24 protein-coding genes, 2 tRNA genes and 1 other RNA gene (1 of these 27 only partly in view) are annotated in these 26,404 nt (G+C 49.3%); 22 read left to right on the top strand and 5 right to left on the bottom strand.

What is annotated here, in order from left to right; all coding sequences use genetic code 11:
* Window positions 1-78: 78 nt before the first annotated feature.
* The gene (locus CXIVA_RS04820) at window positions 79-1,437 is read left to right on the top strand and encodes an alpha/beta hydrolase (protein WP_013976888.1); all 1,359 of its coding nucleotides are present in this window, start codon (window positions 79-81) and stop codon (window positions 1,435-1,437) included.
* 114 nt (window positions 1,438-1,551) lie between these two features.
* Here the strand turns inward: CXIVA_RS04820 and CXIVA_RS13340 are convergent, their stop codons facing one another.
* Together CXIVA_RS13340 and CXIVA_RS04810 are read right to left on the bottom strand one after the other, a co-directional pair.
* Complete coding sequence (locus tag CXIVA_RS13340) at window positions 1,552-2,511, bottom strand: SH3 domain-containing protein (protein ID WP_242822909.1); 960 nt, start codon at window positions 2,509-2,511, stop codon at window positions 1,552-1,554.
* 166 nt (window positions 2,512-2,677) lie between these two features.
* Window positions 2,678-3,502, bottom strand: coding sequence for an RNA methyltransferase (locus CXIVA_RS04810; RefSeq protein WP_013976886.1), 825 nt, complete (start codon window positions 3,500-3,502; stop codon window positions 2,678-2,680).
* A gap of 1,550 nt (window positions 3,503-5,052) precedes the next feature.
* Here CXIVA_RS04810 and CXIVA_RS04795 point away from each other — a divergent pair.
* Window positions 5,053-6,519, top strand: coding sequence for a replication initiation protein (locus tag CXIVA_RS04795; RefSeq protein WP_013976885.1), 1,467 nt, complete (start codon window positions 5,053-5,055; stop codon window positions 6,517-6,519).
* Between the two features lie 145 nt (window positions 6,520-6,664).
* Here CXIVA_RS04795 and CXIVA_RS04790 read toward each other — a convergent pair whose 3' ends face one another.
* Window positions 6,665-7,609 (bottom strand): 3-hydroxyacyl-CoA dehydrogenase, encoded by a 945-nt coding sequence (locus CXIVA_RS04790; RefSeq protein WP_013976884.1) that lies wholly within the window; start codon window positions 7,607-7,609, stop codon window positions 6,665-6,667.
* Window positions 7,610-7,847: 238 nt separating this feature from the next.
* Here CXIVA_RS04790 and CXIVA_RS04780 point away from each other — a divergent pair, with 238 nt between their 5' ends.
* The 5 genes from CXIVA_RS04780 to CXIVA_RS04760 are packed head-to-tail and all read left to right on the top strand — an operon-like array spanning window position 7,848 to window position 13,845.
* Entirely contained in the window at window positions 7,848-8,621 is a 774-nt protein-coding gene (locus CXIVA_RS04780) for a TatD family hydrolase (RefSeq protein WP_013976882.1), read from the top strand.
* A gap of 37 nt (window positions 8,622-8,658) precedes the next feature.
* Complete coding sequence (gene rsmA / locus CXIVA_RS04775) at window positions 8,659-9,540, top strand: 16S rRNA (adenine(1518)-N(6)/adenine(1519)-N(6))-dimethyltransferase RsmA (protein ID WP_013976881.1); 882 nt, start codon at window positions 8,659-8,661, stop codon at window positions 9,538-9,540.
* Window positions 9,541-9,542: 2 nt separating this feature from the next.
* A complete protein-coding gene (locus tag CXIVA_RS04770; RefSeq protein WP_013976880.1) occupies window positions 9,543-9,851 on the top strand; it encodes a GIY-YIG nuclease family protein in 309 nt (102 codons plus the stop codon).
* Window positions 9,848-11,032, top strand: coding sequence for an exonuclease SbcCD subunit D (locus CXIVA_RS04765; protein WP_013976879.1), 1,185 nt, complete (start codon window positions 9,848-9,850; stop codon window positions 11,030-11,032). Before CXIVA_RS04770 ends, CXIVA_RS04765 begins: the two co-directional genes overlap by 4 nt.
* On the top strand, window positions 11,029-13,845 hold the full coding sequence (locus CXIVA_RS04760) for an SMC family ATPase (protein WP_013976878.1): 2,817 nt from the start codon (window positions 11,029-11,031) through the stop codon (window positions 13,843-13,845). The genes CXIVA_RS04765 and CXIVA_RS04760 overlap by 4 nt, the downstream gene beginning before the upstream one ends.
* A gap of 155 nt (window positions 13,846-14,000) precedes the next feature.
* On the opposite strand, the gene CXIVA_RS04755 is transcribed toward CXIVA_RS04760, so the two are convergent.
* Window positions 14,001-14,549 carry a ferritin family protein gene (locus CXIVA_RS04755; RefSeq protein WP_013976877.1) on the bottom strand — a complete coding sequence of 183 codons (549 nt, stop codon included), beginning with the start codon at window positions 14,547-14,549 and terminating at the stop codon, window positions 14,001-14,003.
* A gap of 57 nt (window positions 14,550-14,606) precedes the next feature.
* A complete protein-coding gene (locus tag CXIVA_RS04750; protein WP_013976876.1) occupies window positions 14,607-15,020 on the bottom strand; it encodes a transcriptional repressor in 414 nt (137 codons plus the stop codon).
* 390 nt (window positions 15,021-15,410) lie between these two features.
* Between CXIVA_RS04750 and tadA the strand changes: the two genes are divergently transcribed.
* From tadA to CXIVA_RS13335, 15 genes are all read left to right on the top strand, one after another.
* Window positions 15,411-15,914, top strand: coding sequence for a tRNA adenosine(34) deaminase TadA (tadA, locus tag CXIVA_RS04745; protein WP_347475642.1), 504 nt, complete (start codon window positions 15,411-15,413; stop codon window positions 15,912-15,914).
* 66 nt (window positions 15,915-15,980) lie between these two features.
* Window positions 15,981-16,243: signal recognition particle sRNA large type (gene ffs, locus CXIVA_RS13645), an RNA gene on the top strand.
* Window positions 16,244-16,245: 2 nt separating this feature from the next.
* Window positions 16,246-16,319 (top strand) — tRNA-Ile (locus tag CXIVA_RS04740).
* 276 nt (window positions 16,320-16,595) lie between these two features.
* Window positions 16,596-17,171, top strand: a complete 576-nt coding sequence (locus tag CXIVA_RS04730; protein ID WP_013976874.1) for an ECF transporter S component — start codon at window positions 16,596-16,598, stop codon at window positions 17,169-17,171.
* Between the two features lie 61 nt (window positions 17,172-17,232).
* The gene (locus CXIVA_RS04725; protein WP_013976873.1) at window positions 17,233-18,408 is read left to right on the top strand and encodes an alanine--glyoxylate aminotransferase family protein; all 1,176 of its coding nucleotides are present in this window, start codon (window positions 17,233-17,235) and stop codon (window positions 18,406-18,408) included.
* Window positions 18,409-18,452: 44 nt separating this feature from the next.
* Complete coding sequence (locus CXIVA_RS04720; RefSeq protein ID WP_041727623.1) at window positions 18,453-18,713, top strand: TIGR03905 family TSCPD domain-containing protein; 261 nt, start codon at window positions 18,453-18,455, stop codon at window positions 18,711-18,713.
* Between the two features lie 168 nt (window positions 18,714-18,881).
* Window positions 18,882-18,968 (top strand) — tRNA-Ser (locus CXIVA_RS04715).
* A gap of 243 nt (window positions 18,969-19,211) precedes the next feature.
* Entirely contained in the window at window positions 19,212-20,495 is a 1,284-nt protein-coding gene (locus CXIVA_RS04710) for an MFS transporter (RefSeq protein WP_013976871.1), read from the top strand.
* Window positions 20,496-20,743: 248 nt separating this feature from the next.
* Entirely contained in the window at window positions 20,744-22,324 is a 1,581-nt protein-coding gene (gene dnaX / locus CXIVA_RS04705; protein WP_013976870.1) for a DNA polymerase III subunit gamma/tau, read from the top strand.
* Window positions 22,325-22,336: 12 nt separating this feature from the next.
* Complete coding sequence (locus tag CXIVA_RS04700) at window positions 22,337-22,681, top strand: YbaB/EbfC family nucleoid-associated protein (RefSeq protein ID WP_013976869.1); 345 nt, start codon at window positions 22,337-22,339, stop codon at window positions 22,679-22,681.
* Window positions 22,681-23,277 (top strand): recombination mediator RecR, encoded by a 597-nt coding sequence (gene recR / locus CXIVA_RS04695; protein ID WP_013976868.1) that lies wholly within the window; start codon window positions 22,681-22,683, stop codon window positions 23,275-23,277. Before CXIVA_RS04700 ends, recR begins: the two co-directional genes overlap by 1 nt.
* 67 nt (window positions 23,278-23,344) lie before the next feature.
* On the top strand, window positions 23,345-24,184 hold the full coding sequence (locus CXIVA_RS04690) for a transketolase (RefSeq protein ID WP_347475641.1): 840 nt from the start codon (window positions 23,345-23,347) through the stop codon (window positions 24,182-24,184).
* On the top strand, window positions 24,172-25,113 hold the full coding sequence (locus CXIVA_RS04685; protein WP_013976866.1) for a transketolase family protein: 942 nt from the start codon (window positions 24,172-24,174) through the stop codon (window positions 25,111-25,113). The genes CXIVA_RS04690 and CXIVA_RS04685 overlap by 13 nt, the downstream gene beginning before the upstream one ends.
* A 9-nt stretch (window positions 25,114-25,122) precedes the next feature.
* On the top strand, window positions 25,123-26,322 hold the full coding sequence (locus tag CXIVA_RS04680) for a DUF5711 family protein (RefSeq protein WP_013976865.1): 1,200 nt from the start codon (window positions 25,123-25,125) through the stop codon (window positions 26,320-26,322).
* A 69-nt stretch (window positions 26,323-26,391) separates the two neighbouring features.
* Window positions 26,392-26,404: the 5' end (the start) of a CvpA family protein gene (locus CXIVA_RS13335; protein ID WP_013976864.1), read on the top strand. Its footprint extends 1,103 nt past the window's final position; 13 of the gene's 1,116 nt are visible here — the first part of the coding sequence; it begins with the start codon at window positions 26,392-26,394; the stop codon falls past the right edge of the window.

The raw sequence follows: 26,404 nt of genomic DNA, 5'->3' as shown, positions 1-26,404 counted from the left end.
TCATACCGAAGAAAACGAAAGGACGAAAAAACGGAACAAACAGCGAAACGTCAATCCAACAAACGAATACGGTTTCTGATGGTTCTGCTTCTTGCGGTGCTTCTCATTTTTACCATGCTGCTGGTAAACCAGGAAAAACTCATGGCCTTTTTCTGTGCTGCCGTCATGCTGTTTCTCGGGTGGGGCAATCTGAAATCTTCGCCGCGCCTGGGGATTCCTGGAATTTTGAATGCAGCCGTGGAATTTTTCGGCGCGTCTGCCGGCATCGCATGGATTCTGTTTACCTGGTATTCCGGCTACTGTATCCTGCTGATCTGCGGCATGTTTTTACTGGCCAAATACACCCTGCAGTATATGATCCGTATTCTGCGTCTGCCCGGTCAGAAAACAGTCATCCGCATCCTGCGCACCCTGCCGGTACTGTTTCTCTGCGTCTTTTATCTGATGTTTCACTTCAGTCTCCTGGCAACGGCAGTTACCCCCCTTGCATTGGTAGGACCCCTGCAGACTTATTTAAACAACACAAACAGTTTTTCCAGAAAATATGACGCCGGAGAATTCAATTTTCTTCATGGAGAGAAAGTATACAGCAATGTCGCTTATGGAACGGACTATCCGAACAGTTTTATGGATATCTATCTTTCCGCAGAAGAAAATGCCGACAAGCCGACAGTGGTCTTTATCCATGGCGGCGGTTATATCGGCGGTACCAAAACAGGCGGAAATCCCCGTTCCGGTTCCAATGGCCTGCTCTGGTATTTTACCAACCTGATGCAGGAAGGGTATAACGTCGTGTCCATCGATTACGCTTATGCGCCGGAATATCGCTATCCCATCCAGCTCCGCCAGGCGAACCAGGCCCTTGCCTTTCTGATGCGTCATGGCAGCAAATACGGCCTGCACATGGACCGGGTGGTCCTGATCGGAAAATCCGCCGGCGGAAACATCGCAGGCATGCTGGCGCTGACAGCTACACAGCCTTCCAGCGCCCGAAAACTGCAGATCCGTCCGGCTCTTTCACAGAAAAATCTGAAAGCAGTGGTCTTCGTTTCCGCGCTGATCAATAATGAGGATTTCACCATTACCCATAATCTGATCCGGGATCACGTGTTTATGCAGTATGCCCGCTGCGCGTTTGGCACCAATGTGATCCGGAAAAGCGCCATTGCGAAACAAACCAATCTGCTGACCCACGTAGATGAAAATTATCCCGCCAGCTATATTTCAGACGGAAATACCGCGACTTTTTACTCCCAGGCAAACGCGCTTCATAAGAAACTGGATCAGCTGGGTGTGGTCAATGAACTGAATCTGTATCCCAGAAAAAAAGAGCGTCTGGGACACGGCTATGAAACCCGTCCGTCGCTGTCCTGCGCCCAGGACAATATGAAAAAAACAATTGCCTTTCTGAACCGCGTCGTAAAGGCAAATTCCTGATTTTCCGATGCAAGGGCATAACCACCCATCCGTAAGAAAAACCCCCTCCAGTGCCGGTTCACACAATGCTGACACAGGAGGGGATTTCCCTTTTCTAAAAAGACAGTCGTCTTATTATGCTTTTTTCAGATATTTCAGGGCAACCCATCCGGTCTTGCCGCTGTACTTGATTTTGCCCCAGGAACCGGAGATTTTTGTGACGGATACTTTGGTACCCTTCTTCACATTCCGGAGCACTTTGGAAGAAATGCTGGCTTTCTGGCGCATATTCAGATTAATCGTTGTCTTGTATTTTCCAGTCTTTACTGCCTTTGACGCAGCGGAAGAAGTGCTCATCTTTTTCAGATAGCTGAAAGACACCCATCCGGTTTTGCCGCTGTATTTGATTTTGCCCCAGGAACCGGATACTTTTGTGACAGATACTTTGGTACCCTTCTTCACATTCCGGAGCACTTTGGAAGAAATGCTGGCTTTCTGGCGCATATTCAGATTAATCGTTGTCTTGTAAGTTCCTGTGGAATATACGGCAGCACTGCGTACCGACGCGGTGCCGGAAGAGGAACTCTGACCGGTATAACGCAGGACGCCGGTCCAGCCGCCGTTATAATACGAAGAAACGCTGATCTCTTTACCGGAACTGTCCCCCTGCCTGCCATCGTAATTTTTATGGGCACCAGCCCGCTGGCCGCTGCCTACATAAATCTCCGCATGACCGCTCTTGATCAGAATATCACCGCTTTTCAGCCTGGATGTGCCGGAGAGATTCATGGAGGATGCGGGATAATAACTCCAGCCTGCCCCTGTAAGGGCAGAACGCATATTACCGGTATATGTCGCTCCGTTGGTATTAAAGCCCGCATTTCGCAGGGCAGTAATAATATAAGAAGAGCAGTCATAATCCGGTCCCCAGCGATTGCTGTCATTGTAGCCGTGGGAATTATCTTTTGCAATGGCTATTGCAGAGCTTACAAACCGGCTGACAGAGCCGGCAGCCTGGGCTTCCGGTGCGGGTATCATCAGACAGGACAGGCCGAAAACAGCTGCGGCTGCAGCCGGCAGTATTCTTTTTTTCATAGACATTTTTTCAATCTCCTTATCGTTATGACGTAATCCTTTGGTATTTTATACTTATGTAATATCTTAAAAGGATAATGTAATAAGATTGTAACATTTTAAGAGAAAAAATGCAATCAAAGAACCCGGTCCGGAATACTTTATGGAAAAACAGCCGGCAGATTTTTTAATGATTTCCAAGTTCCCAGAATGCCACTGCGCTGGCTGCCGCCACATTCAGCGAGTCGACGCCGTGAGCCATGGGAATGCACACCTGATAATCACAGGCTGCTGTCAGTTCTTCGGATAATCCGTACCCCTCATTGCCCAGAAGAATTGCCAGACGTTTTTCATTTTTTAATGCCGGATCATTCACATTGACAGAATTTTCAGTCAATGCCATGGCTGCTGTCCGAAACCCCAGATGTTTTAATTGTTTCAAACCTTCTTCCGGCCAGGAGTAATTATCAGAAAATTTCGTCCAGGGAATCTGAAAAACCGTTCCCATACTGACACGCAGCGTCCTCCGGTAGAAAGGATCACTGCATTCCCTGCTGAGAAGGACGGCATCGATATTCAGAGCTGCTGCCGAACGAAAAACAGCCCCTATATTTGAAGGATTTACCACGTGATCCAGAACAGCTATACGTCTGGCATCTTGAATAATTGTCAGATAATCCGGCAGAGGTTTTCTTCGGAATATAGCCAGGGCTCCCCGGATCATTTTCAGACCGGTAATCTTCTTTATTGTATCCCAGTCTGTAAGAAATACCGGTATGTCCGGCAGGACATGCAGCAATTCTTCCGATTCTGTTTCTGTCTGATTCTGATCCATCAGCAAAGAGAGCGGTTCATAGCCGGCATTCCAGGCACGCAGAATCACCTTCGCGCTTTCCGCCAGAAACAGTCCGGGCTCCGGTTCACAGTACCGCATCAGCTGTCGGTCACTGGCTGCGGCGTAGGGTTTCAGTTCCGGAATGTTCCGATCGGTAACTTTTCGAATCACGGACATTTCTTGCTTCCTTTCCGTCCCCAATAAGACGCTGTTTTGTTGATTATTTTATTAATAACATACAACATTTCTTTATTAAGGGGAAGGAAAATCAGCAATAGCAAGGAATACAGCGTTTTTTTCCGTACATATGGGGTAAAGCTGCCGGACAGATGGATGAGAACATTCGTACATATTGGGGTAACCAAGAGAGGGGAACATTCGTACATATTGGGTTTGCTCAGCAGACGAATGGGGGTAACATTCAAACATTTCGGGTAAAATCCGGCCTGTATTCGTACGTTTTGGGTGTTTTGCGGAAAAACAGGGGCTGATTTCCCGGTTTTTCCATGGAAATGTACCCGGAAAGTACTGAAAACAAAGGGTTTGCAGCAATTATGACCCAAAATGTACCGATAAAAAAATAAGCGCCGGACCGGGCTGACCGCGTGTTTTTGATTACCCGATTTGTACCGATAAAGAAAAAAGGCACCCAAAACGTACTGAAAACAGGAAAAATCACCCAATTTGTACTGATAATCCCTGCAGGAGCCTCTGTGTATAACCGAAAATGTACCGATAAACAGGGAAAAGACAGGTTGAAGTGGTATGATCCACCCGAAATGTACCGGATAAATCGAAAAGCAGAGCAAATACCGTTCCATTTCAACCCAAAATGTACCGAATAAAAAATTCATGGAAAAAATCTGCTGCAAACCGGTACAAATTGGGGTATTTTCCGGAATCAAACAAATCCGGTTCCGGCAGACACCCAAAATGTACCGGAAAAAATATGATTCTGACCGAATCGGGTGTTCATCCACCGAAAATGTACCGATAATCCGGAGAAAATGCTGGACAGGCTGCGAAATTTTACCCGAAATGTACCGATAATACAGAGTTAGTACGGAAAGAGGTGTCAAAATTTACCCAAAATGTACCGGTAAACCGGAAGCGGGCAGAAAGCGATTCTTTTTATATGACCCAAAATGTACCGATAAAACAAAATAATACCCCAATATGTACGAAGTAAAGAATTGTCAAGTACAAGATAGGTGGAACTGCGGGACAGATTTGCAGTGTATGACCCAAAATGTACCGACAAACAAAAGGAGAAAGGGAATCATCCGACAAAATGGGTTAGTAGAAAATCACAGTCGGACAGAATGGGTACAAAATATAGTGGCATTTTCGATTGAATGACCCGGATTGTACCGAATGTAGTGGAGAACATAAATTTGCCACCCAAAATGTACCGATAAAAAAAGCAGGAGCCAGACAGGCACCCAAAATGTACCGTTAAATATATTTTCCAGTGAGAGCGGGTTAACACAGAGATACAAAAGAAAATACATGAAAAAATTGTGGGTTATCCCACAATACTGTCAGAATTGTTGCTCAACTAAGAGGAAAACTAACCATATGCGTGAAAAGTTAACCTGATTCGTACGAAAGAAACACTCAATCCGTACGAAAAAACCATTGCATTTCAGAAGGCAAAGGCGTACAATGTTCTACATCGGGAAATACCCAATGTGTACGAATAATCACTCATAGTGTACGGGGGATATATGTCAGATCAGCAGAAAACAGGAAAAAAGAAGGCCAGAAAGCAGGATGTAGTATTCAAATCCTCCAACGCTTTCCTGCAGGCCAAATATAAGTCAACGCTTCGCCAGAACAAGATTTTTACCTATGCCATTTCCCAGATGCGGGAAAAATCAGACGGAAACGGGGGGACGGATCTGGTGGCGGATCTCAGCGCGGCAGAGATCAAAGAGCAGTTCGGTTATACGGGAAACAGTGTTTACAATTTTCTGAAACCGTTTTCCAAAGATATCCTGGATCACAAATATATGCTGGAGGACGATACGACCCATCAGTTTTTTTACATGAATATGATCAACGATGTTTCGTATTCGGACGGCCACCTGGTGATTACCTTCAACAAAAAGCTGAAGCCTCATACACTGGACGTACAGAAGAATTATACCCTGGTGGATATGCGTTCTCTGATGTCTTTTGAATCTAATAACACCTTCCGGCTCTATGAGCTTTTAAAAATATATGAATATCTGATCCCGAAAGAAGAGGGCGCCTGCTATGAAGTGAAGATCGGGCTGGCGGAACTGAAGTTTAATCTGGGTATTATTGATGCCGGGGATGAGAAGATTGAGAAAGCGATAAAATCCGGAATGAGCCTGGAGGATATTGATGATAAGATCGCGGTGAACGCGAAGTACAGAGACTATTCCAATTTCCGCAAACGGGTCCTGGATACTGCTTACAAAGAGATGAAAGCCTCGAAAAAGGCCACGATTTATTTTGAATATGTCCCGATTACCAGGGGCAGAGGCCGGAAAACCATTGCAATCCGTTTTTTTATTTACCGGCATAACAACCATGACTGGCATGTGGAGTCTGTATTTGATACAGAAGTGATCGATGAACTTTCCGCTTATACGGAAGGCAGATTAAGCCGCAAGAATATTACCACGCTGCTGGAGAAATCAGATGGCAATGCGGCTCTGATCAAGACTATTTACAATTCTGCGCGGGAGACCAACGGAATCAAGAATCTGATGGGATGGATGGTGTCTGCCATTGAAGGACAGTGGGAATTCCCGGAACGACGTACCGAAGAAAACGAAGAACCTGCGGGAACCGCCACCAGATTTACCAATTTCCAGGAGCGGGATACTACGGATTATGATCAGCTGATGGCACAGCTGATTCACGCGTCGGATCCGCAGCAGACAGATGCGTCAGATCCTGTGGATACAGAGTATGAGGAGATTTCTCCGGTGCAGGAGGTAACCGAACCGGAGGAAGAAGAGGAGCTTCCCTTTGGTGATCTGCCGGATCCGAAGATGGCGGATCAGCCGGAAGAAGAGCATACAGAAGTCCACGCGCCAGAAGAAGACGCATGGCTGGAAAAATACAAATCCATGGACAAGGCAGCGATATTTGTGGAACTCGCGAAACTGCCGCCCGATAAGCAGTCCCAGGTCATTGAGCTGCTCTCCCATGAGAATTAGAACGTAAAGAATAAAGAACGCGGACAGCAGACAGTTACATCTGCTGCAGCTGTTTCAGACAGAAAGAACCGGCTCCCAGTGAGCCGGTTCTTTCTGAAAAATAATAATCATGCATCCAGATACTGGATACAGAAGAGCGGGCGTTTTATTTATAGCGATAAAAGCCTTCCCCTGCATTGACGCCGGTTTTGCCCGCATCAATGTATTCTTTTAATTTGTGTGCGATTTTGTATGGAATCGAATCCGGATCTGAGGTGGCTTCCGGCCGGTTCATGACAATGTTGTAAGCGGTGGTCAGGCCTACGATATCCAGAATCCGGAACGGACCTGCCGGAGCGCCGGTGGCCAGCATCCAGGTTTTGTCAATGGTTTCCGGATCCGCAACACCGGTAGCATAAAGTGCCTGGGCGGAATTCAGGAACGGAACCAGCATGGAATTCAGAATGTAGCCGGGCTGTTCTTTTTTCAGCTGCAGCGGAACCATGCCGATTTCGGCGGCAAAGGATACCACTGCCTGATAAGCTTCCGGTGAGGTTCCCGGGTGCCCCATAATTTCCGCTGTGTTGTTTTTCCAGATTTCGTTGGCAAAGTGGAGCGCCAGGTATTTCTCCGGTCTTCCGGTATATTCTGCAAAGGTGCTGGGAAGCAGGGTGGAAGAATTGGTTGCAAGTATGGTTTTTTCTTCCAGTACCGGCGCCAGATTCTGATAGAAGGCGATTTTGTCTGCCGGATTTTCTGCCATGGCTTCGATGACCAGATCCGCGTCTGCTACTGCAGCTGCCAGATCCGTTTCATAGATCATATTATTGTAGGCAGCTTCCGCAGCTTCTTTCATTTTGTCGAATTGTTCCGGTGTCAGCTTGGATGGATCTTCGCAGAATCCGCGGGGAGTCAGTGCAGGGTTTTTGCTGCATGCATCCAGGGTATCCAGATAGATGGAGTGAAGACGGTCGATTTTTGGTTTGGCCCGTCCGATGGATGCTTCGCTTCTCAGCCAGATGGTTACATGAAATCCACGGAAGGCGGATTGATAGGCAATCTGACTGCCAAGTACTCCGCCGCCTGCCACAACAACGTTTTTAAAGCTCATAGGAACTCCTCCTGATTACTTGAAATTTGTTTATGTATTTATTTCGATACAATGAATATAACACAGAAAAACAAGGAAGTACAACAACCGGTTGTTTCATTGCGACAACTAAAATTTTCTATACTGTATACGAAAAGAAAGAAAAAATCTCTGCGGAGACAGCGGAAAGAAAGTTGCAGACCGTGGTTATTTTTGCAATAATGAATGACAGAATCCGAGGGAAGAGAGTGAGGAACCGATGATATTTGATACCCATGCGCATTATAATGACAGACAGTTTGACAGTGACCGGGAGGAGCTCCTGGCTTCCATGAAAGACCATAATGTAGGGACGATACTCAATGTAGGAGCCAGTGTACAGGACTGCAGGGACACGGTAGAACTGGCCCACCGGTGGCCGATGATTTACGGTGCGGTGGGCGTTCATCCGGATCATACGGGTGAACTGAACGAAGAGATTTTTGCCTGGCTCAGAGAGACGGCCGGCACCGACGACCGGATTGTGGCCATCGGGGAGATCGGACTGGATTATCATTGGAACATCGAGTCCCACGAGACACAGAAGAAATGGTTCATCCGCCAGCTGGAACTGGCCGGCGAGCTGGATCTTCCCGTCAGCATACACAGCAGGGACGCGGCACAGGATACCCTGGAGATTATGAAGACATACGGACAGGGACTGACCGGAAGCATTCACTGTTTTTCCTACTCTCCGGAAATAGCGGAAGAATATGTCAAAATGGGATTCTGTATCGGCACAGGCGGAGTGGTCACCTTTAAAAACGCGAAAAAACTGAAAAACACCGTGGCCCGGACGCCCATGGAATACCTGCTTCTGGAGACAGACTGTCCATATCTGGCCCCGTCTCCCCATCGCGGCGAACGCAATCATTCCATTTATCTTGATTTTGTGGCAGATACGGTCGCGCAGCTGAAGGGAATTTCCAAAGAAGAGGTGATCCGGCAGACGGAAGCGAATGCCCGCCGGGTATTCCTGAAAGCAAAGAACTGACAGAATCGTATCTGCAGGAACTAACAGGAGAAATATTATGACAGAAAAAAAAGGAATACCATATCTGGGCAATCCGACCCGTACCCGAGCGGTGATTGAACGGTATGGTTTTACATTTCAGAAGAAGTTCGGCCAGAATTTTCTGATTGATTCCAATATTCTCGAAGAGATCGTGGAAGCGGCCGGCATCACCAAAACGGACTATGTACTGGAAATCGGCCCCGGGATCGGGACCATGACCCAGTATCTGGCCCAGGCGGCCCGGGCTGTGACCGCAGTGGAAATAGACGATAAGCTGATACCGATTCTTGAGAATACACTGGAGGAGTTTCCGAATGCGGAGATTATCCACGGCGATATTCTGAAATTGGATCTGAATCGTCTGGTAGAGGAGAAAAATAACGGAAACCCCATCAAAGTGGTGGCAAATCTTCCATACTATATTACTACGCCGATTATCATGGAATTATTTGAAAGCCGGGTTCCCATGGAGAGCATCACCATTATGGTGCAGAAGGAAGTGGCGGACCGGATGCAGACAGGACCGGGTTCCAAAGATTACGGCGCCCTGTCCCTTGCGGTGCAGTATTATGCGGAACCGGAGATTGTGGCGGAGGTGCCTCCCTCCTGTTTTATGCCGCAGCCGAAAGTGGGATCCGCAGTGATTCGTCTGACCCGTCATCGGAAGCCTCCGGTAGAAGTCTCAGATGAAAAACTGTTGTTCGCGGTCATCCGTGCGTCCTTCAACCAGCGCCGTAAAACACTGGCAAATGGTCTGAAAAACGCGCCGGAACTGCATTTTACCAAAGAACAGGCAGAGACAGCGATTCGAAACATCGGCAAACCGTTGACCATTCGGGGAGAAGCGCTGACTCTGCAGGAATTTGCCCAGCTGAGCAATCAGTTAGGAAATCTGTGAATATGTCAGAAAATAATTATACCTATATGCTTCGCTGCGGAGACGGCAGCCTGTATACGGGATGGACGAATCATATACGAAAACGCCTGACCGATCATCAAAGCGGCAGAGGGGCGAAATATACCCGCAGCCATCAGCCGGTGGAACTGGTCTATCTGGAAGTGTATGACACCCGGGAGGAAGCCATGCACCGGGAGGCGGTGATCAAGAAGCTGAGCCGCATGAAAAAACTGGCACTGATTGCGGAACATCCCGGCTGGCGGACGCTGATGCCGCCGGCAGAAACGGAACAGAATGGAGATGGCGTATGAGACTGATACATCTGTCAGATCTGCACATTGGAAAAAAAGTCAACGAATTTTCCATGCTGGAAGATCAGCGGTATATTCTGAAGGAAATACTGAAGATAACCGATTCCCGGCATGCGGAAGGTGTGATGATCAGCGGGGATATTTATGATAAGTCGGTGCCTCCGGCAGAGGCGGTGACGCTCCTGGACGAATTTCTGACAGAACTGTCCCGGCGGAATCTTCCGGTTTTTATCATCAGCGGCAACCATGATTCTCCCCAGCGGCTGGACTTCGGATCCAGACTGCTGGCATCGGAGAAAATATATATTTCCGGTATCTTTGAAAAAATTCCCCAGCCGATTGTGCAGACAGACGCATATGGAGAGATTCATTTCTATCTGCTTCCATTTATCAAGCCGGCATCGGTACGGCATGTCCTCGGACAGGAGACAGAAGGAACAGAGGAAGAGGGGGAGGAAGAAGAAATCCGCACGTATCCGGATGCCCTGGCCTGGGTGATGGAACAGATTCCGGTGGATCCTTCGGTGAGAAATGTGCTGCTTGCCCATCAGTTTGTCACAGGAGCTGTATGCAGTGAATCGGAGGAACTGTACGCAGGGGGGCAGGAGAATGTGGACGCTGCGCTTTTTGACGCATTTGATTATGTGGCGCTGGGACACATTCACAGACCGCAGAAAATCGGGCGGGAGACGGTGCGTTACTGCGGGACGCCCCTGAAGTATTCTTTTTCGGAAGCATCCCATGTAAAAAGCGTGACCCTTGTGGATCTGAAGAAAAAAGGAGAAGTGGCCGTGGAGCAGATTCCACTGACGCCCCGCAGGGATCTGCGGGAGATCCGGGGCACTTATGAAGAGCTGACTGCCCGGTCTGCCTATGAAGGTACGGCAGTGGAGGATTATCTGCACATCACCCTGACAGATGAAAACGATATCATGGATGCGATGAACCGGCTGCGTACCATCTATCCGAATATTATGAAACTGGATTATGACAACCGGCGGACTAGAGAAAACCGCGAAATCAGAGACCTGACAGAATCGGAACACAGGAGTCCGATGGAACTTCTGGAAGATTTCTATGAACAGCAGAACAATCAGCCGATGCAGGAAGCACAGCGGAAGTATCTGGCTGCGCGGATCGAAGAAATCTGGGACAGCCGGGAGAGGACGGAACACAGATGAAACCGATCAAACTTACAATGTCCGGGTTCGGACCTTATGCGGATAAGCAGGAAATCCCCTTTGACAGACTGGAGGGCTGCGGACTTTATTTGATTACCGGGGATACGGGAGCCGGAAAAACCACGATTTTTGACGCCATTACCTACGCGCTGTACGGGGAAGCCAGCGGCAGCAGCCGGGATGATGCCAGAATGTTCCGCAGCAAATATGCCGATGCCCATACGGCGACTTATGTGGAATTGCTTTTTTCCTATCACGGAAAAAAATATACCGTTCGAAGAAATCCGGAATATGAGCGTCCAAAGACCAGGGGACAGGGGACAACCAGACAGGCAGCAGGCGCCGTACTGGAATTTTCCGACGGACGGCCGCCGGTGACAAAGACCCAGGAAGTGACCCGGGTGATTACAGATCTGATCGGTCTGGACCGGGTGCAGTTTACACAGATTGCCATGATTGCCCAGGGGGATTTTTTAAAGCTTCTGCTTGCGAAAACCGAAGAACGCAGCCGTATTTTCCGTCAGATTTTTCATACCGAGCCCTACCGTCAGCTGCAGCAGAAGCTGCACGGTGACACGGCGGCATTGAAGAATGCCTACGAACGGGCTGAGGCGGTGCTGGCACAGACCATAGCCAGGATTCATCCGGATACGGAGAAAGAAGAGGAGCAGCTGCAGGCACTGGGACTGCATCAGAGGAAAGAACGGGAACAGCTGCTGGAGGAAATGATTCACAGGGATCAGAAGGAAGCCGACCGTCTGGAACAGGCATACCGAGACCTGGATCGTCGGCGGAATGAGCTGCAGAAGGAATATTCCAAAGCGGAAACCGATCACAGGAATCGGGAAGAGCTCCGCAGGGAAGAAAAGATTCTCCTGGAAGAACAGCAGAAACTGTTTTCAGCAAAGGCAGTGCTTCAGAAAGAAACCGAAAAAGATCCGGAACGGGAGCAGCTGCGGATCCAAATTGCCGAAGAAGAAAAACGGCTTCCGGAGTATGAGGAACTGACGCGGATTCAGTCTGCCGGACAGAAGGCAGAAGAGAATCGGAAGAAGGATCAGGCGGGCATTGCCGCAGAAGAGGCAAGGCAGGAAAAGCAGGAAAAGGCATACCGGCAGATGCTGGAAACCCGCAGCAGCTTAAAGGAAGTGCCCCAGCAGCTGCTCCGGGAAATGCACGGACTGGAGCAGTTTCAGGACAGAGAAAAACTGATCCGCAGAATATCGGAACAGTGCCGCGGGATTGACCGGGAATGGAAGGAGATCCATACTGCGCGGGAGGAGTATCAGAAAGAGCTGGAAGCCTACCGCCGGATGCATGACAGAGAAGGAAGACTGAACCAGCAGTTTCTGAATGCCCAGGCAGGGCTTCTGGCACAGACATTGACAGACGGGGAACCATGTCCCGTCTGCGGATCTACGGTACATCCTTCCGCCGCGGAACTGACCCGGGAAGCACCGACAGAAGAAATGGTCAGTCAGGCCCGGGAGCAGACGGCACAGCAGCAGGAGCGGGCCGGAGCCTGCAGCCGCAGGCTGGGTGAGATGACGGCCCGTACGGGAGCCCATGTCCGGGAACTGGCCGGCAATGCCGCCCGCCTGTTTCCGGAACTGACGGAGGAAACGTGGATACAGATTTTCCGCAAGGCAGAGGAGCAGCAGACCTGGCCGGAAGAATTTACCGTAAGATTCCGCGCAGTATTTGATCAAAATAAAACTCAAAAAGCGGAATATCAGAAACGAATTCAAATGTACCGGCAGCAGAAGAAAGAACTGGATGCCCTGGAGCAGAAAATACCGGAATCAGAGGATTCTCTGAAGCAGACCCAGTCCCGGCTGGAGCAGTGGAGACAGAAACAGGTCAGAGACCAGGCAGAATACGAAAACTGCCGGGCGCGGCTGGAAGAGTGCCGCCGCAAACTGCCCTTCCGTTCGCTGCAGGAGGCGCGGGATCAGATCATCCGGCAGAAGGCACAGCTGAAGCAGATGACAGAGACCAGACAGCAGGCGGAAGCCTGTTATCAGGAGTGCGCCAGAGCCGTGGATGTCCGCAGCGGAAAGACGGAGGCCCTGCGAAAGGCACTGGAAGGCAGTACACCGGCAGATCGGAAGGAACTGGATACCAGACGGTCAGACCTGGAAAAAGAATGGAATCAGCTGCGGGACAGACAAAAGACCATATCCCTGCGGCTCAGTGAGAATGAAACCGTTTGCAAAGATCTGAAAATGCGGGAAAAGGAGCTGACACAGCTGGAGGAACAGCAGTCCTGGATGATGAACCTGAATGCCACACTGAACGGGACCCTCAGCGGAAAAGACAAGATGATGCTGGAGACTTATATCCAGACCCATTATTTTGATCGGGTGATTGGCCGGGCCAATACCCGTTTTATGCAGATGAGCAGCGGGCAGTATGAATTGAAACGCAGGCGGGAAGCCAGCAACCAGCGCAGTCAGAGCGGGCTGGAACTCAATGTCCTGGATCACCACAACGGCAGCGAACGCAGTGTCCGCACGCTGTCCGGCGGGGAGTCCTTTATGGCGTCCCTGTCGCTGGCACTGGGACTGGCGGATGAGATTCAGAGCACCGCAGGCGGCATCCAGCTGGATACTATGTTTGTAGACGAGGGCTTCGGCTCCCTGGACGAGGATACACTGAATCAGGCCATGCGGGCCTTTGATGATCTGAGTCAGAGCGGCCGGCAGATTGGAATCATTTCCCATGTCAGCGAATTAAAGGAAAGAATCCGCAATCAGATTGTAGTGACAAAAGATGTCTGCGGAAAGAGCAGAGCGCGAATTGTACAGGAATAGAAAACATTTTCGGAAAGATACAGGGCATCGGCTGCAAAGAAACAAGCAGGGCGGAAATGAGAACTTTTGAAAACCTTATGCAGGAGATAGAAGCAAAAAAAGAACTGCCGTGGCGGCAGTTCTTTTTTGCTTCTGCTGTAGAAAGCAGAGAAGATTTATTTGAAATATCTGTTGTACAGACCCAGGAAAGCTTTACCATGACGAGCTTCATCTCTTGCCATTTCATGAACTGTGTCATGGATTGCGTCAAGGTTTGCAGCTTTTGCTCTCTTAGCCAGATCTGTTTTGCCTGCTGTAGCGCCGTTTTCAGCGTCGATCCGCATCTCAAGATTTTTCTTGGTGCTGTCTGTGATTACTTCGCCAAGCAGTTCTGCGAATTTGGATGCGTGCTCTGCTTCTTCATAAGCAGCTTTTTCATAGTAAAGGCCGATTTCCGGATAACCTTCACGATGTGCCACACGTGCCATAGCAAGGTACATACCTACTTCAGAGCATTCACCTTCAAAGTTTGCGCGAAGGTCAGCCATGATATCTTCGCTGGCACCCTGAGCAACACCTACTACATGCTCGGCAGCCCATTCCATCTCACCTTTCTGCTCGGTGAATTTGGAAGCCGGTGCTTTACATACCGGGCAGGTGAAATCTGCCGGAAGAGAATCGCCTTCATACACATAACCACATACAGAACATACAAATTTTGCCATAACTTTTACTTCCTTTCTTTTGATATAAAAAATGATTGGTTGCTAAATAAAAAATGATTAGAGGATATTGCCTGTCGGAAGAGTTTTTTTCAGACAGGTTGGGCAGAGTCCATAATAGCAGGTAACATGTTCATCAATCTTACCATCGAATGGATGACCATCCATATCTGTGACCGGCAGAGCCGGTTCGGCTGCCAGATCAATGATGGTTCCGCATTCCCGACAGATAAAATGACTGTGCGGCTCTGTATTCCCGTCAAAACGATCCGGTCCCTGACCAATGCTGATCTTTCGGATCTCGCCCTGCTCCGACAACAGTGACAGATTACGGTATACGGTTGCCAGGCTGATATTCGGGATCTGTTCCCGGATGTTCAGGTATACAGTTTCTGCAGTGGGATGATCGTGTCGAGATGCGAGAAAGGCTTGAATACTGTCACGCTGCTTACTGCGTTTGCTGCGGTTTCGCATATCTCGCGCTCACCTCCTAGATTGTTGATAAAAACTATCATGTATCTCTGTAAGTGCATAATAGCACGTAGGAAACGGTTAGTCAATACTAAAAATAAGAATTATTATTATTTTTAGTAAAAAAATGGAAAGACGGGCGGTCTGTATGGGAAAGAGAGGATTTACTCTCGAATTTTTCCGGAAAATATGGTACATATTTATAAGTAGAAAATGAATGTGCCGAAGGAAAGGGTAAAACAGAATATGTGCATGGAAGAGCATAAGACACAGGAGGAACCAGTCAGGGAGGAGCTGAGAAAGAAGGATACAGGGGAAGAAGAGGCAAAGAAAGAAACAAGGGAAGAAAAAAAGGAAGAAGAATCGCAGGTTCCCGCCTTCAGCAGGAAAGATATTAAATATATGAAGGAAGCTATCCGGCAGGCAAAAAAAGCAAAGGATCTGGGTGAAGTACCCATCGGCTGTGTGATTGTGTATGAAGACCGGATTATCGGCCGGGGCTATAACCGGCGCAATACGGACAGAAGCACGCTGGCCCACGCGGAACTGGCCGCCATCCGGAAAGCCTGTAAAAAAATGGGAGACTGGCGTCTGGAAGGGTGTACTATGTATGTAACACTGGAACCCTGTCAGATGTGCTCCGGCGCGCTGGTACAGTCCAGGATCAGCAAGGTGGTAATCGGAACCATGAATCCTAAGGCGGGCTGTGCAGGGTCTGTGCTGAATCTTCTGCAGATGAAAGCCTTCAATCATCAGGTAGACGTGGAATACGGATTGTGTAAGGAAATGTGTGCGGAAATCCTTCGTGATTTTTTCCGGGATCTGAGAAGAAAAAACAAAGAAATCCGTTTGCAGGAACGGAAACAGAAAGAAATACAGAGCCAGGAGCTAGGATAAAAAATATCCTGGCAAAAAACATAAATAATATTGACAGAGCAGAAGATGAAGCGTATAATTATAAATCCGAGCAGCCGGGGAATTAGCGGCTCCCTGTACCTTCAATCCGCTATAGTAGGGGTGATGTCCTGCCTCGGGTTTGCAGCCGCGGAGCTGCCTTGTATAAGTGGCGTTGATCTTCGGGTCTTGCGCGACGGGAATCTGTGAACCAGGTCAGGTCAGGAATGAAGCAGCCTTAAGCGGAACCTCCCGGGTGCCGCAAGGGTGCCTGGAGTGAGCTAACTGTAGAAGTAACGTCCGTATGTTGGAATTCAAAGCAGGATGCTCGTATGGGCTTATAGCTCAGCCGGTTAGAGCGCACGCCTGATAAGCGTGAGGTCGGTGGTTCGAGTCCACTTAAGCCCACTGAGAATAACGTCCGGTGTTTTGTACTGCAGGGACAGGCAGATACATGGAGATTCCGGATGCAGGAAAAGAGGTCGCAGCAGCGGATTATGATTCGCTGCTGCGGCCTCTTTTTTCAATATATAGCGGGATTTCTGCCTGAAAGGAAGGAATTCGGGCAGGAGAAAACCGTACAGTATATTGACAAAAACAGGTTTGCATAGTAGGTTACTGTGTAATAGAAGAAGGGGAACTGCCGGATTTATGCAGCTTTCCGTAAGTGAGGAGGAAGATCAGATGAGAACGAATCATGAAAAAGAGCTTGCGGTTTCAGCGGCGGCACAGAGCGGAAGCAATGCGAAATTTATTGCAATCACCGCAATTTTTGTTGCGCTGACCTTTGTGTTTACCGCATTTGTGAACATCCGTCTGCCGATTGCGGCCAATGGCGGACTGGTTCATCTGGGGAATATTCCGCTGTTTATCGGAGCCATTATTTTCGGTAAAAAAACAGGGGCGATCGCCGGTGCAGTGGGTATGGGATTATTTGACCTGATGGGCGGATGGTCGCTGTGGGCACCTTTTACCTTTGTAATTGTAGGCCTGATGGGATTTGTGGTAGGAAAGATTACAGAAAAACAGGAGCATCAGAAGTTTGTCTGGTATGCAGTGGCGATTCTCGCGGCGTGCGGAATAAAAATCGTGGGTTATTATATTGCGGAAGGCATTATTTACGGAAACTGGATCGCGCCGGTTACATCGATTCCGGGTAATCTGGTTCAGATCGGGATTGCGGCAGTCATTACACTGGCGATTGTCGGCCGCCTGAGAAAAGCGGCAGCAGTCACCGGACTGATCCGTACGGACGACTGAGAAAAGCAGTCACTGAACAGAATACAAGGGGTTTTTACAGGATTTCAGCAAGGAGGTTATTATGTACCGAATCATGACACCGGGACCTACAGAAGTATCTGAAAACGTAATGCAGGCGCGGGCGTGCCGCTTTACCAATCCGGATCTGGATGAGGAATTTGTGGAAGAGTACAGAAATCTGTGCGAAATGATCAGCCGGATGCTTCATACCGGAAATGAAACACTGATTCTTGGCGGAGAGGGAATCCTTGGTCTGGAAGCGGGAATTGCGTCCCTGACAGAACCCGGGGACCGGGTGCTGATTATTGATAACGGATTATATGGAGAGGGCAATCGGGATTTTGTAAAGATTTACCGCGGAGAACCGGTGATGTATTCCGTGGACCGCAAAAATCCGGTGGATCCGCAGGCGCTGGAAGAATTTCTGAAAAAAGACCACGGGTTTAAATTTGCCACAGTCGTACACTGCGATACACCAAGCGGTGTCCTGAACGATATTTCTGTGATCTGCCCGCTGCTGAAGAAATATGGGATTCTGACCATGGTGGACGCGGTTTCCTCCACCTTCGGCGAGCCGATTGATGTGGATGCCTGCCAGATTGATCTCTTGTGCGGCGGATCTCAGAAAGCGGTATCCGCGCCTCCTGGACTGACGTTTGTTACCGTCAGCGAAGATGCCAGAGAGGCAATGCACACCAGAAAGACACCGATTGCTTCCTTTTATGCGAATCTGACGACATTTGACCATTATTATGAAGAAAAATGGTTTCCCTACACGATGCCGATCAGTGATATTTATGGATTTCGCGTGGCAATTCGTGAGATCGCGGCAGATCAGAGTGTCTATGACCGTCATCGGATCATCGGGGAATGTTTCCGCAAGGCAGTAACTGACGCAGGTCTGCATCTGCATCTGGAGGGTGGATATTCCAATACAGTGACTGTGATCGATGTGCCGGAGGGGGTGTCCGCGGAGGATATTCTGACCCGTATGCGGGAGAAGCACAATATTATGATTGCCGGTTCCATGGGATATCTGGCCGGAAAGGTGCTGCGGATCGGTCATATGGGTTTTAATGCCAAAGAGGAGAATATGTGTGAAGTGCTGCGGGCACTGCAGGAAGTATGCGTCCATTACGGCGTGAAACTGGAAAAAAATATGGAAGAAGTCTTCCGTGAAGCACTGAAACAGTATCCGGACTACCGGGAAAACCGGGGCGTTATGTTAGGAATCTGACAGCTGCGCATCAGAAGATAAAGAAGAACGAGGTGACAAACAGTATGCATTACAGATATCGTACAAGCGGAACCTGCTCCCAGATGATTGAATTTGATCTGGAGAATGGAACCGTCAGCAATGTAACCTTCCTTGGAGGGTGCAACGGCAACCTGCAGGGAATCGGCCGTCTGGTGGATGGAAAGACACCGGAAGAAATTTCAGAAACTCTGGAAGGAATTTCCTGCGGCGGCAGACCCACATCCTGTCCGGATCAGCTTGCCAAGGCAGTAAAACTGGCACAGGCAAAGGAGACCGGGGCCTGATCCCGTAAAACAGCCGCTGTTTTACGAAACCGTCGGCAGGGAGACGGACAGATCAAGCGGCAAAGACCAGAGAAAGATGTCCGGAACAAGTTGACAATTTTGAATAAAAAAAGATATAATAGACTGCAGTCTGATAGAAATACAGTGATCAGCTGCAGTTTATCATCTGGAGACGTATCGAAGTGGTCATAACGAGGCGCACTCGAAATGCGTTTGCCCCTTTCGGGCACGAGGGTTCGAATCCCTCCGTCTCCGTATCTGAAGAGAGCAGCCCCGGCTGTCGGATTTTCCGGCAGCCGGGGCTGCTTTTTCTATGAATGAAATCAGGAGAACAAAGAGTGATGCAAATAGTGGATTGCCGAGATACATTTTTCGTATTTATAAAATGTTTATAAAAATGTTATAATGAATTCGTTGACAAAATCATACAGGATATATCAAGGGAAATATATCTTATATGATGAGGCAATTGGTATTTGTTCACGGAGGTAAGGTTTCATGGAGAAAAAACAAAACACAGGTGCGTTTAACCTGGGGTGGAAAGGCCTGGTCATTGTCATTCTGGGCTTCGTATCCTGCTATGTCTATTCCGCGCTGACGTCGGATTCGCTGAATGTCACCATCAGTGTCTTTGGCAAGATGGGGCTGCCCACATCTGCGCTGTATGCGATGTCAACGGTAGCTACCGTCTGCGGAATTCTCGGGTCTATTCTGTTTGGCAAACTGATGACGATGAGTACCGCGTCAAAAATGTGGGCGCTCAGCATGATTCTGACCGGCGTATTTGCGGTTGTATGGTCATTTACAAACAGTGTGGCAATCTACGCGGTAGGCTATCTGGTATGTTATACCCTGACGCTGGTCAGCGCCATGCTTCTGGGGTATCAGGTAATCGCCAACTGGTTCCCGAAAAAGAGGGGTGTTGCAGTAGGTATTGCCACAGCAGGCTATCCGCTGTCCGCAGCCACAACCACTGCTGTCTGCAGCGCGTTTGTCACTAAATTTCACGGTGTGCAGGCATACTATATTTTTATTGCGGTGATTTCATTTGCGGTGGGCTTTATTATCCTGTTTTTTGCAAAGGATTTCCCGGAGGAAAAGGGAGCATATCCGGATAACAACAGAGATTTTGATTTTGAAGAAGCAGCTAAAGAGCATCAGGCCAATCTGGAATATCTGAAGACATCCAAATGGACCATTAAAAAATGTCTGACCACAGGCCGTATGTGGATCCTGTGGGTGGCAGTCGGCATCGGCGGATTTCTTTCCATGGGCATTATGTCCAACTTTGTGGGAAAATTCATGCTGGTGAACGGCTATCAGATGCCGCAGATCCTTGGAATGCTTGCGATTGCAGGTATTGTGGCCATCCCGGGATCCATGTTTGTGGGATTCCTGGATGTCAAACTGGGAACGAAAAAAGCAGGTCTGATTGTAAATATCCTTGCGTTTCTGGCAATTTTATTCAATCTGACCCCGTCTGCACCGCTGCACTATATTTCCCTGCCGATTCTCGGCGTTATGCTGGGCGGATCTTCCAACCTTATGGTGTCCTGTACCGAAGCAATCTGGGGACGTTATGATTTCCGGGCGGCATTCCGTGTCATTCAGCCGCTGAACGCGATTATGACCGGTGTCGGAATTACAGTAGTCGGTGTCATCGGAAACGGTACGGCAGCAGGCTACCTGCACGCATATCAGTTTATGCTGGTGCTGGCCGCTGTGGCCATCCTGTTTATGGCGATTTTGAAAGTAGAGCCGATTGACCAGGATGTCCGCTGATCCCTGACGGTTTGGAACAGAAGATAAACAATTAAATTTCAGAAGCGCCTTCTGCAGCTGGCAGAGCCGCGTCTTTGCGGATCCGTTTCAGATACTGGTTTCAGATTCTGACGGACAAAGACGGCAGGCCGGCTGGGAACGGCGCTTTCTGTATTTTGCAAAGCAGCAGCAGAGGGGGGAATGGATTTTGGCGAGCCGGAAAAAAGTATGGTATACTACAGGGAAACAGAGGAAGGAGAGTCTGTCCCATGTCTTATATGGCTTTGTACCGCAAATATCGGCCCGACACATTTGAGGATGTGAAAGGACAGGAGCATATTACAACTACATTAAAGAATCAGATTCGCGCCGGGAGAATCGGTCACGCCTATCTGTTCTGCGGCACCCGCGGCACGGGAAAAACGACTGTAGCAAAGATTTTCGCGAAAGCAGTAAACTGCGAAAATCCTCAAAACGGCAGTCCCTGCGGTGAATGTCCGACCTGCAGGGCGATTGCGGACGGAACTTCCATGAACGTGATGGAAATCGACGCGGCATCCAATAATGGCGTGGAAAACATCCGTCAGATCAAGGAAGAGGTGACGTATGCGCCTACCGGCGGCAAGTACAGGGTCTATATTATTGACGAAGTGCATATGCTGTCCATCGGCGCGTTTAACGCGCTGCTGAAGACGCTGGAAGAACCGCCCTCTTATGTAATATTTATCCTTGCGACCACAGAAGCCCACAAAATTCCGATTACGATTCTGTCCCGCTGCCAGCGTTATGATTTCCACAGAATCTCGGTGGATACCATTGCTGACCGTCTGACGGAACTGATGGCGGAAGAGGGGACACAGGTGGAAGAGCGGGCCATCCGTTATATCGCAAAAGCAGCGGACGGCTCCATGCGGGATGCGCTGAGCCTCCTGGATCAGTGTATTTCCTTTTATATCGGACAGACCCTTACCTATGAGAATGTCCTGGATGTGCTTGGCGCGGTGGATACGGAAGTATTCCGCAAACTGTTTCTGCGTATCATGGAAGATGACGTAACCGGCGCGGTTGCCGTCGTGGAAGAACTGATTCTGCAGGGCAGGGAACTGGGACAGTTTGTGACGGATTTTATCTGGTATTTGCGCAGCCTGTTGCTGGTACGGGCATCGGATCAAATGGAGGAGGTCCTGGATGTTTCCGCTGAAAACCTGGCGCTTTTACGGGAAACGGCAGAACAGACCGAACCGGAAGTGATCATGCGGTACATCCGCGTGTTTTCTGAACTTTCGGCGGATATGCGGTACGCGGCGCAGAAGCGGGTCATGCTGGAAATTGCCATTATGAAACTGTGCCGTCCGGAGATGGAGCAGACGCAGGATGCGCTTCTTGACCGGATCGCCAGACTGGAGCGCAAAATGGAGCAGGGCATCCCGGTTATGCCGGCCTCCGCGCAGCCTGCGGGCGGGATACCGGCTCGGTCTGCCGCGGAAGTGAAAACAGAGGTCCCGGCGATTCGCCCGAATGCCGTACCAGAGGAAATTCAGCAGGTAGTGAAGAACTGGCACAGAATCGTGCCGTCCTTTGAAGGCGGCCTGATGCGCAGCTATCTGAACCAGGCACATCTGAGCCTGGCAGGAGACAATAAATTAATGCTGGTATTCGATGACGATATGGCATATACTTATGTATCAGGAGACTCTAATCGGAAAGCAGTCTCTGAAGCAATCAGCCGGAGCATAGGAAAAGAAGTAGAACTTCTTATTAAAGAGAATCAGTCCGGTCGGGCATTTGAAGATAATTATGTGGATCTGACCAAGGTCATTCACATGGATGTAGAAGAAGAGGATGAATAAGGAGGACCTGTTATGGCCAAAAGAGGCGGATATCCGGGCGGAATGCCGGGAAACATGAACAACCTGATGAAACAGGCACAAAAGATGCAGCGCCAGATGGAAGCAGCTTCCAAAGAACTGGAAGAAAAGGAATTCACAGCATCTGCAGGCGGCGGAGCAGTGGAAGTCACTGTAACCGGCAAGAAAGAAGTCACCAGAATTAAACTGGCCGAAGAGGCCGTAGATCCGGAAGATATCGAGATGCTGGAAGATCTGATCGCAGCCGCTGTCAATGAGGCGCTGCGTCAGGTGGATGCAGAATCCCAGGCATCCATGTCCAAACTGACCGGCGGACTGGGCGGAGGCTTTCCATTCTGATGGATTATTACAGCAAACAGATCAGCCGGCTGATCGAGGAACTGTCCGGCCTGCCCGGGATCGGCAGCAAATCGGCCCAGCGTCTGGCATTTCATATTCTGAATATGCCCAAAGACCGCGTGGAAGTGCTGGCGGATACGATTCGCAGCGCCAGGGAAAACATCAGATACTGCAAAACCTGCTTCACTCTGACAGATGCGGAAGAGTGTCCGATCTGCAGTAACCCGAAGCGGGATCATTCCACAATCATGGTAGTTGAAAACACCAGGGACCTGGCAGCCTATGAGAAAACAGGCCAGTATGAAGGCGTCTACCATGTGCTCCACGGAGCGATTTCGCCCATGCTGGGAATCGGTCCGGAAGACATCCGCCTAAAGGAGCTGATGCAGCGTCTGGCCGGCGATGTGAAGGAAGTGATCATCGCGACGAATTCCAGCCTGGAAGGGGAAACCACAGCCATGTACATCAGCAAACTGATCAAACCCACGGGGATCCGCGTGTCAAGAATAGCCAGCGGAGTACCGGTAGGGGGAGATCTGGAGTATATTGACGAGGTGACGCTGCTGCGGGCATTAGATGGAAGAGTGGAGCTGTAAGAGAATTTTCCGTCACAGCATCCTGGCGCAGGAGCAGGTGACAGGAGAAATAAAGAAAGGTTTAGAAATCATGACAAAATTAGAACTGGAAAAAATGGCGGTTGAAATCCGAAAAGGAATCATATCAAGCGTCCACAGCGCAAAATCAGGGCATCCCGGCGGATCCCTCTCAGCAGCTGATATTTTTACATATCTCTATTTTGAAGAACTGCATATTGATCCGAAGAATCCGAAGGATCCGGACAGAGACCGTTTCGTCCTCTCCAAGGGACACGTGGCTCCCGGCTATTACGCAGCACTGGCCAACCGGGGATTTTTCCCGGTAGAAGACCTGCTTACCCTTCGGCATACCGGTTCGTATCTCCAGGGGCACCCGGATATGAAGCATATCCCCGGCGTGGATATGTCCAGCGGTTCTCTGGGACAGGGATTTTCCGCCGCAGTCGGCATGGCGCTTGCTGCCCGTCTGGACAGGAAGGATTATCGTGTATACGCGCTGGCCGGCGACGGTGAGATTCAGGAAGGCCAGATCTGGGAGGCTGCTATGTATGCAGGGACCAAAGAGCTGGATAATCTGGTGCTGATTGTTGATAATAACAATCTGCAGATTGACGGGGACATTTCCTGGTCCAGTTCTCCCTATCCGATTGATGAAAAATTCAAGGCATTCCGCTTCCATACCATTACGATTGACGGACATGATATGGATCAGATTGCCGCGGCATTCCGGGAAGCGCGTGAGACCAAGGGTCAGCCCACGGCAATTATCGCTAAGACAGTAAAGGGAAAAGGTGTGTCCTTTATGGAAAACCAGGCCGGCTGGCATGGCAAAGCGCCAAACGATGAAGAATATAAGATTGCAATGCAGGAATTAGAGAAAGCAGGTGAAGCATTATGTCAGAAGTAAAGAAAATCGCTACAAGAGAAAGCTATGGCAATGCTTTAGCTGAACTAGGAAAAGAACACGAAGAAATTGTGGTACTGGATGCCGATCTGGCAGGATCTACAAAAACAGCTGTTTTTCAGAAGGCGTTTCCGGACCGGTTCTTTGATGTGGGAATCGCGGAAGCCAATATGACAGGCATTGCGGCAGGTCTGGCGGCAGCAGGTAAAGTGCCTTTTATCAGTTCATTCGCCATGTTTGCCAGCGGCCGTGCCTATGAACAGATCCGCAATTCCATCGGCTATCCGCATCTGAATGTAAAAATCTGCGCGACACATGCGGGTATTTCTGTGGGTGAAGACGGCGCGACCCACCAGTGTCTGGAGGATCTGGCACTGATGCGCGTGATTCCGGGCATGGTAGTGATCAATCCGGCAGACGATGTGGAAGCCCGGGCAGCAGTAAAGGCGATTTATGAATACGAAGGACCGGCTTATCTGCGGTTTGGCCGTCTGGCGGTACCGGTGATCAATGACCGGCCGGATTATAAGTTCGAAATCGGCAAGGGAATTGTATTAAGAGAAGGAAAAGACGTGACCCTGGCAGCTACCGGACTGTGTGTGGACGGGACTCTTCAGGCAGCAGAGAAACTGGCAGCAGAAGGAATTGACGCGGAAGTGATTAATATCCATACCATCAAACCGCTGGATACCGAACTGCTTGCGGCTTCCGCTGCGAAAACAGGCAAAGTGGTTACGATTGAAGAACATTCCGTGATCGGCGGCCTGGGAGGCGCGGTATGTGAAGCGCTCAGCGAAACATGCCCGACTCCGGTGAAACGAATCGGCGTGTATGATCAGTTCGGTGAATCCGGGCCGGCAGTGGAGCTGCTGCATAAATACAAACTGGATGCAGAAGGCATCTATGAGCAGATAAAAGCATATCTGGGATAAACATTCACTATGAGCGAAAATGGAAAAACCGGCCTGCGTCCAGTTCCGGTTGACTGGGATGAGATCGAAAAAAAAATCCGTGAACACCGCAGACAGCGGACACGCCGTATCCTGCTGATTGCAGGCGTGATTGCCGCGCTGTGCGTGCTTTTGCTGCTGTACCGCAGGTTCCGGACGTTTACGGATTACAATGTCATTGAAACCATTGACCGGACGGATTCCGAGGCGACGCATTTTGTATCCTTTGGAAAATATGTGATAAAATACAGCAATGACGGCGCGTCCATGACAGATGCGGACAACCATACGATCTGGGCCCAGTCTTTTGAAATGCAGGATCCGATTGCGTCGGTAAAGAGCCAGTATGCCGCTTTCGCGGAACGTGGCGGAAAAAATATCTACATCATGGATGAAAAGGGCTATCAGGCAAAAATCACTACCGATATGTCCATTAACAAGATTGATGTATCCAATCAGGGAAATGTGGCCGTGCTGATGCAGGAGAGCAATGTGAGCTATCTGGGGCTGTACAGCATCCGCGGAACCAAACTGGCGGAAGGCGCCATCCATTTTGAAAGCGGGGGGTATCCGCTGGATCTCGCGCTGTCTCCGGATGGCGAGCAGCTGGCGGTGTCCATTTTCAATATCAGCAAAGGGACCGGCGGAACCATTGTGAATTTTTATAATTTCGGATCCGGCGGTTCGAAAAGCACTGACAATCTTGTGGCCGGCTATACATACAGCGGGACGGTTATTCCGGAGCTTTATTATACCGAGGATGATACGCTGGCTGCTTTTGGGGACAATCAGGTGATTCTTTTTAACGGAAAAGGGTCTCCGTTTGTCAGAAAAAAGATTAAAATCCGAAAGAAAATCAAGAGCGTATTTTGCAGTGACAGCTGCTTCGGACTTCTGTATACACAAAACAGTGACAGTGAGGGAAGCTCAGCTGAAATCTACAATTACAAGGGTGTGCGCAAGAAGGAATTCTCACTGGACAGAAATTACACCAAGGCCGGCTTTATGGGCAGCGGTGAGATCTATCTGACGGATGATACCAGATGTGCGATTTATGAGCGAAACGGCCATCAGAAGTTCCGGGGAAAGACAGATACGGAGCTGTATATGATTATGTCTTCCGGAAGATTCAGAAAATATATTTTTATACGTGATGGAAAAACAGAAATTGTCCGATTAAAGACATTCTGATCAGACAGGGGGCTGCAGAAAAGCAGTCCCCGTTTCTGTATCAGAAAAACAGAAAGACGAGGATAAGATATGAACTGGTTGC

The sequence above is a fragment of the Clostridium sp. SY8519 genome, assembly GCF_000270305.1.
Classification (GTDB): domain Bacteria; phylum Bacillota; class Clostridia; order Lachnospirales; family Lachnospiraceae; genus SY8519.
Note: the sequence above shows the minus strand (reverse complement) of the source record. Positions and strands in the feature narration are given on the sequence as shown.

Coding starts and splice junctions, on each gene's coding strand:
- dnaX (WP_013976870.1), top strand. CDS start 20,744: ATGTCTTATATGGCTTTGTACCGCAAATATCGGCCCGACACATTTGAG.
- CXIVA_RS04795 (WP_013976885.1), top strand. CDS start 5,053: ATGTCAGATCAGCAGAAAACAGGAAAAAAGAAGGCCAGAAAGCAGGAT.
- CXIVA_RS04685 (WP_013976866.1), top strand. CDS start 24,172: ATGTCAGAAGTAAAGAAAATCGCTACAAGAGAAAGCTATGGCAATGCT.
- CXIVA_RS04790 (WP_013976884.1), bottom strand. CDS start 7,609: ATGAGCTTTAAAAACGTTGTTGTGGCAGGCGGCGGAGTACTTGGCAGT.
- CXIVA_RS04755 (WP_013976877.1), bottom strand. CDS start 14,549: ATGGCAAAATTTGTATGTTCTGTATGTGGTTATGTGTATGAAGGCGAT.
- CXIVA_RS04730 (WP_013976874.1), top strand. CDS start 16,596: ATGAGAACGAATCATGAAAAAGAGCTTGCGGTTTCAGCGGCGGCACAG.
- CXIVA_RS04710 (WP_013976871.1), top strand. CDS start 19,212: ATGGAGAAAAAACAAAACACAGGTGCGTTTAACCTGGGGTGGAAAGGC.
- CXIVA_RS04680 (WP_013976865.1), top strand. CDS start 25,123: ATGAGCGAAAATGGAAAAACCGGCCTGCGTCCAGTTCCGGTTGACTGG.
- CXIVA_RS04770 (WP_013976880.1), top strand. CDS start 9,543: ATGTCAGAAAATAATTATACCTATATGCTTCGCTGCGGAGACGGCAGC.
- CXIVA_RS04780 (WP_013976882.1), top strand. CDS start 7,848: ATGATATTTGATACCCATGCGCATTATAATGACAGACAGTTTGACAGT.
- recR (WP_013976868.1), top strand. CDS start 22,681: ATGGATTATTACAGCAAACAGATCAGCCGGCTGATCGAGGAACTGTCC.
- CXIVA_RS04820 (WP_013976888.1), top strand. CDS start 79: ATGGTTCTGCTTCTTGCGGTGCTTCTCATTTTTACCATGCTGCTGGTA.
- rsmA (WP_013976881.1), top strand. CDS start 8,659: ATGACAGAAAAAAAAGGAATACCATATCTGGGCAATCCGACCCGTACC.
- CXIVA_RS13340 (WP_242822909.1), bottom strand. CDS start 2,511: ATGAAAAAAAGAATACTGCCGGCTGCAGCCGCAGCTGTTTTCGGCCTG.
- CXIVA_RS04760 (WP_013976878.1), top strand. CDS start 11,029: ATGAAACCGATCAAACTTACAATGTCCGGGTTCGGACCTTATGCGGAT.
- CXIVA_RS04725 (WP_013976873.1), top strand. CDS start 17,233: ATGTACCGAATCATGACACCGGGACCTACAGAAGTATCTGAAAACGTA.
- CXIVA_RS04765 (WP_013976879.1), top strand. CDS start 9,848: ATGAGACTGATACATCTGTCAGATCTGCACATTGGAAAAAAAGTCAAC.
- CXIVA_RS04810 (WP_013976886.1), bottom strand. CDS start 3,502: ATGTCCGTGATTCGAAAAGTTACCGATCGGAACATTCCGGAACTGAAA.
- CXIVA_RS04750 (WP_013976876.1), bottom strand. CDS start 15,020: ATGCGAAACCGCAGCAAACGCAGTAAGCAGCGTGACAGTATTCAAGCC.
- CXIVA_RS04720 (WP_041727623.1), top strand. CDS start 18,453: ATGCATTACAGATATCGTACAAGCGGAACCTGCTCCCAGATGATTGAA.
- CXIVA_RS04700 (WP_013976869.1), top strand. CDS start 22,337: ATGGCCAAAAGAGGCGGATATCCGGGCGGAATGCCGGGAAACATGAAC.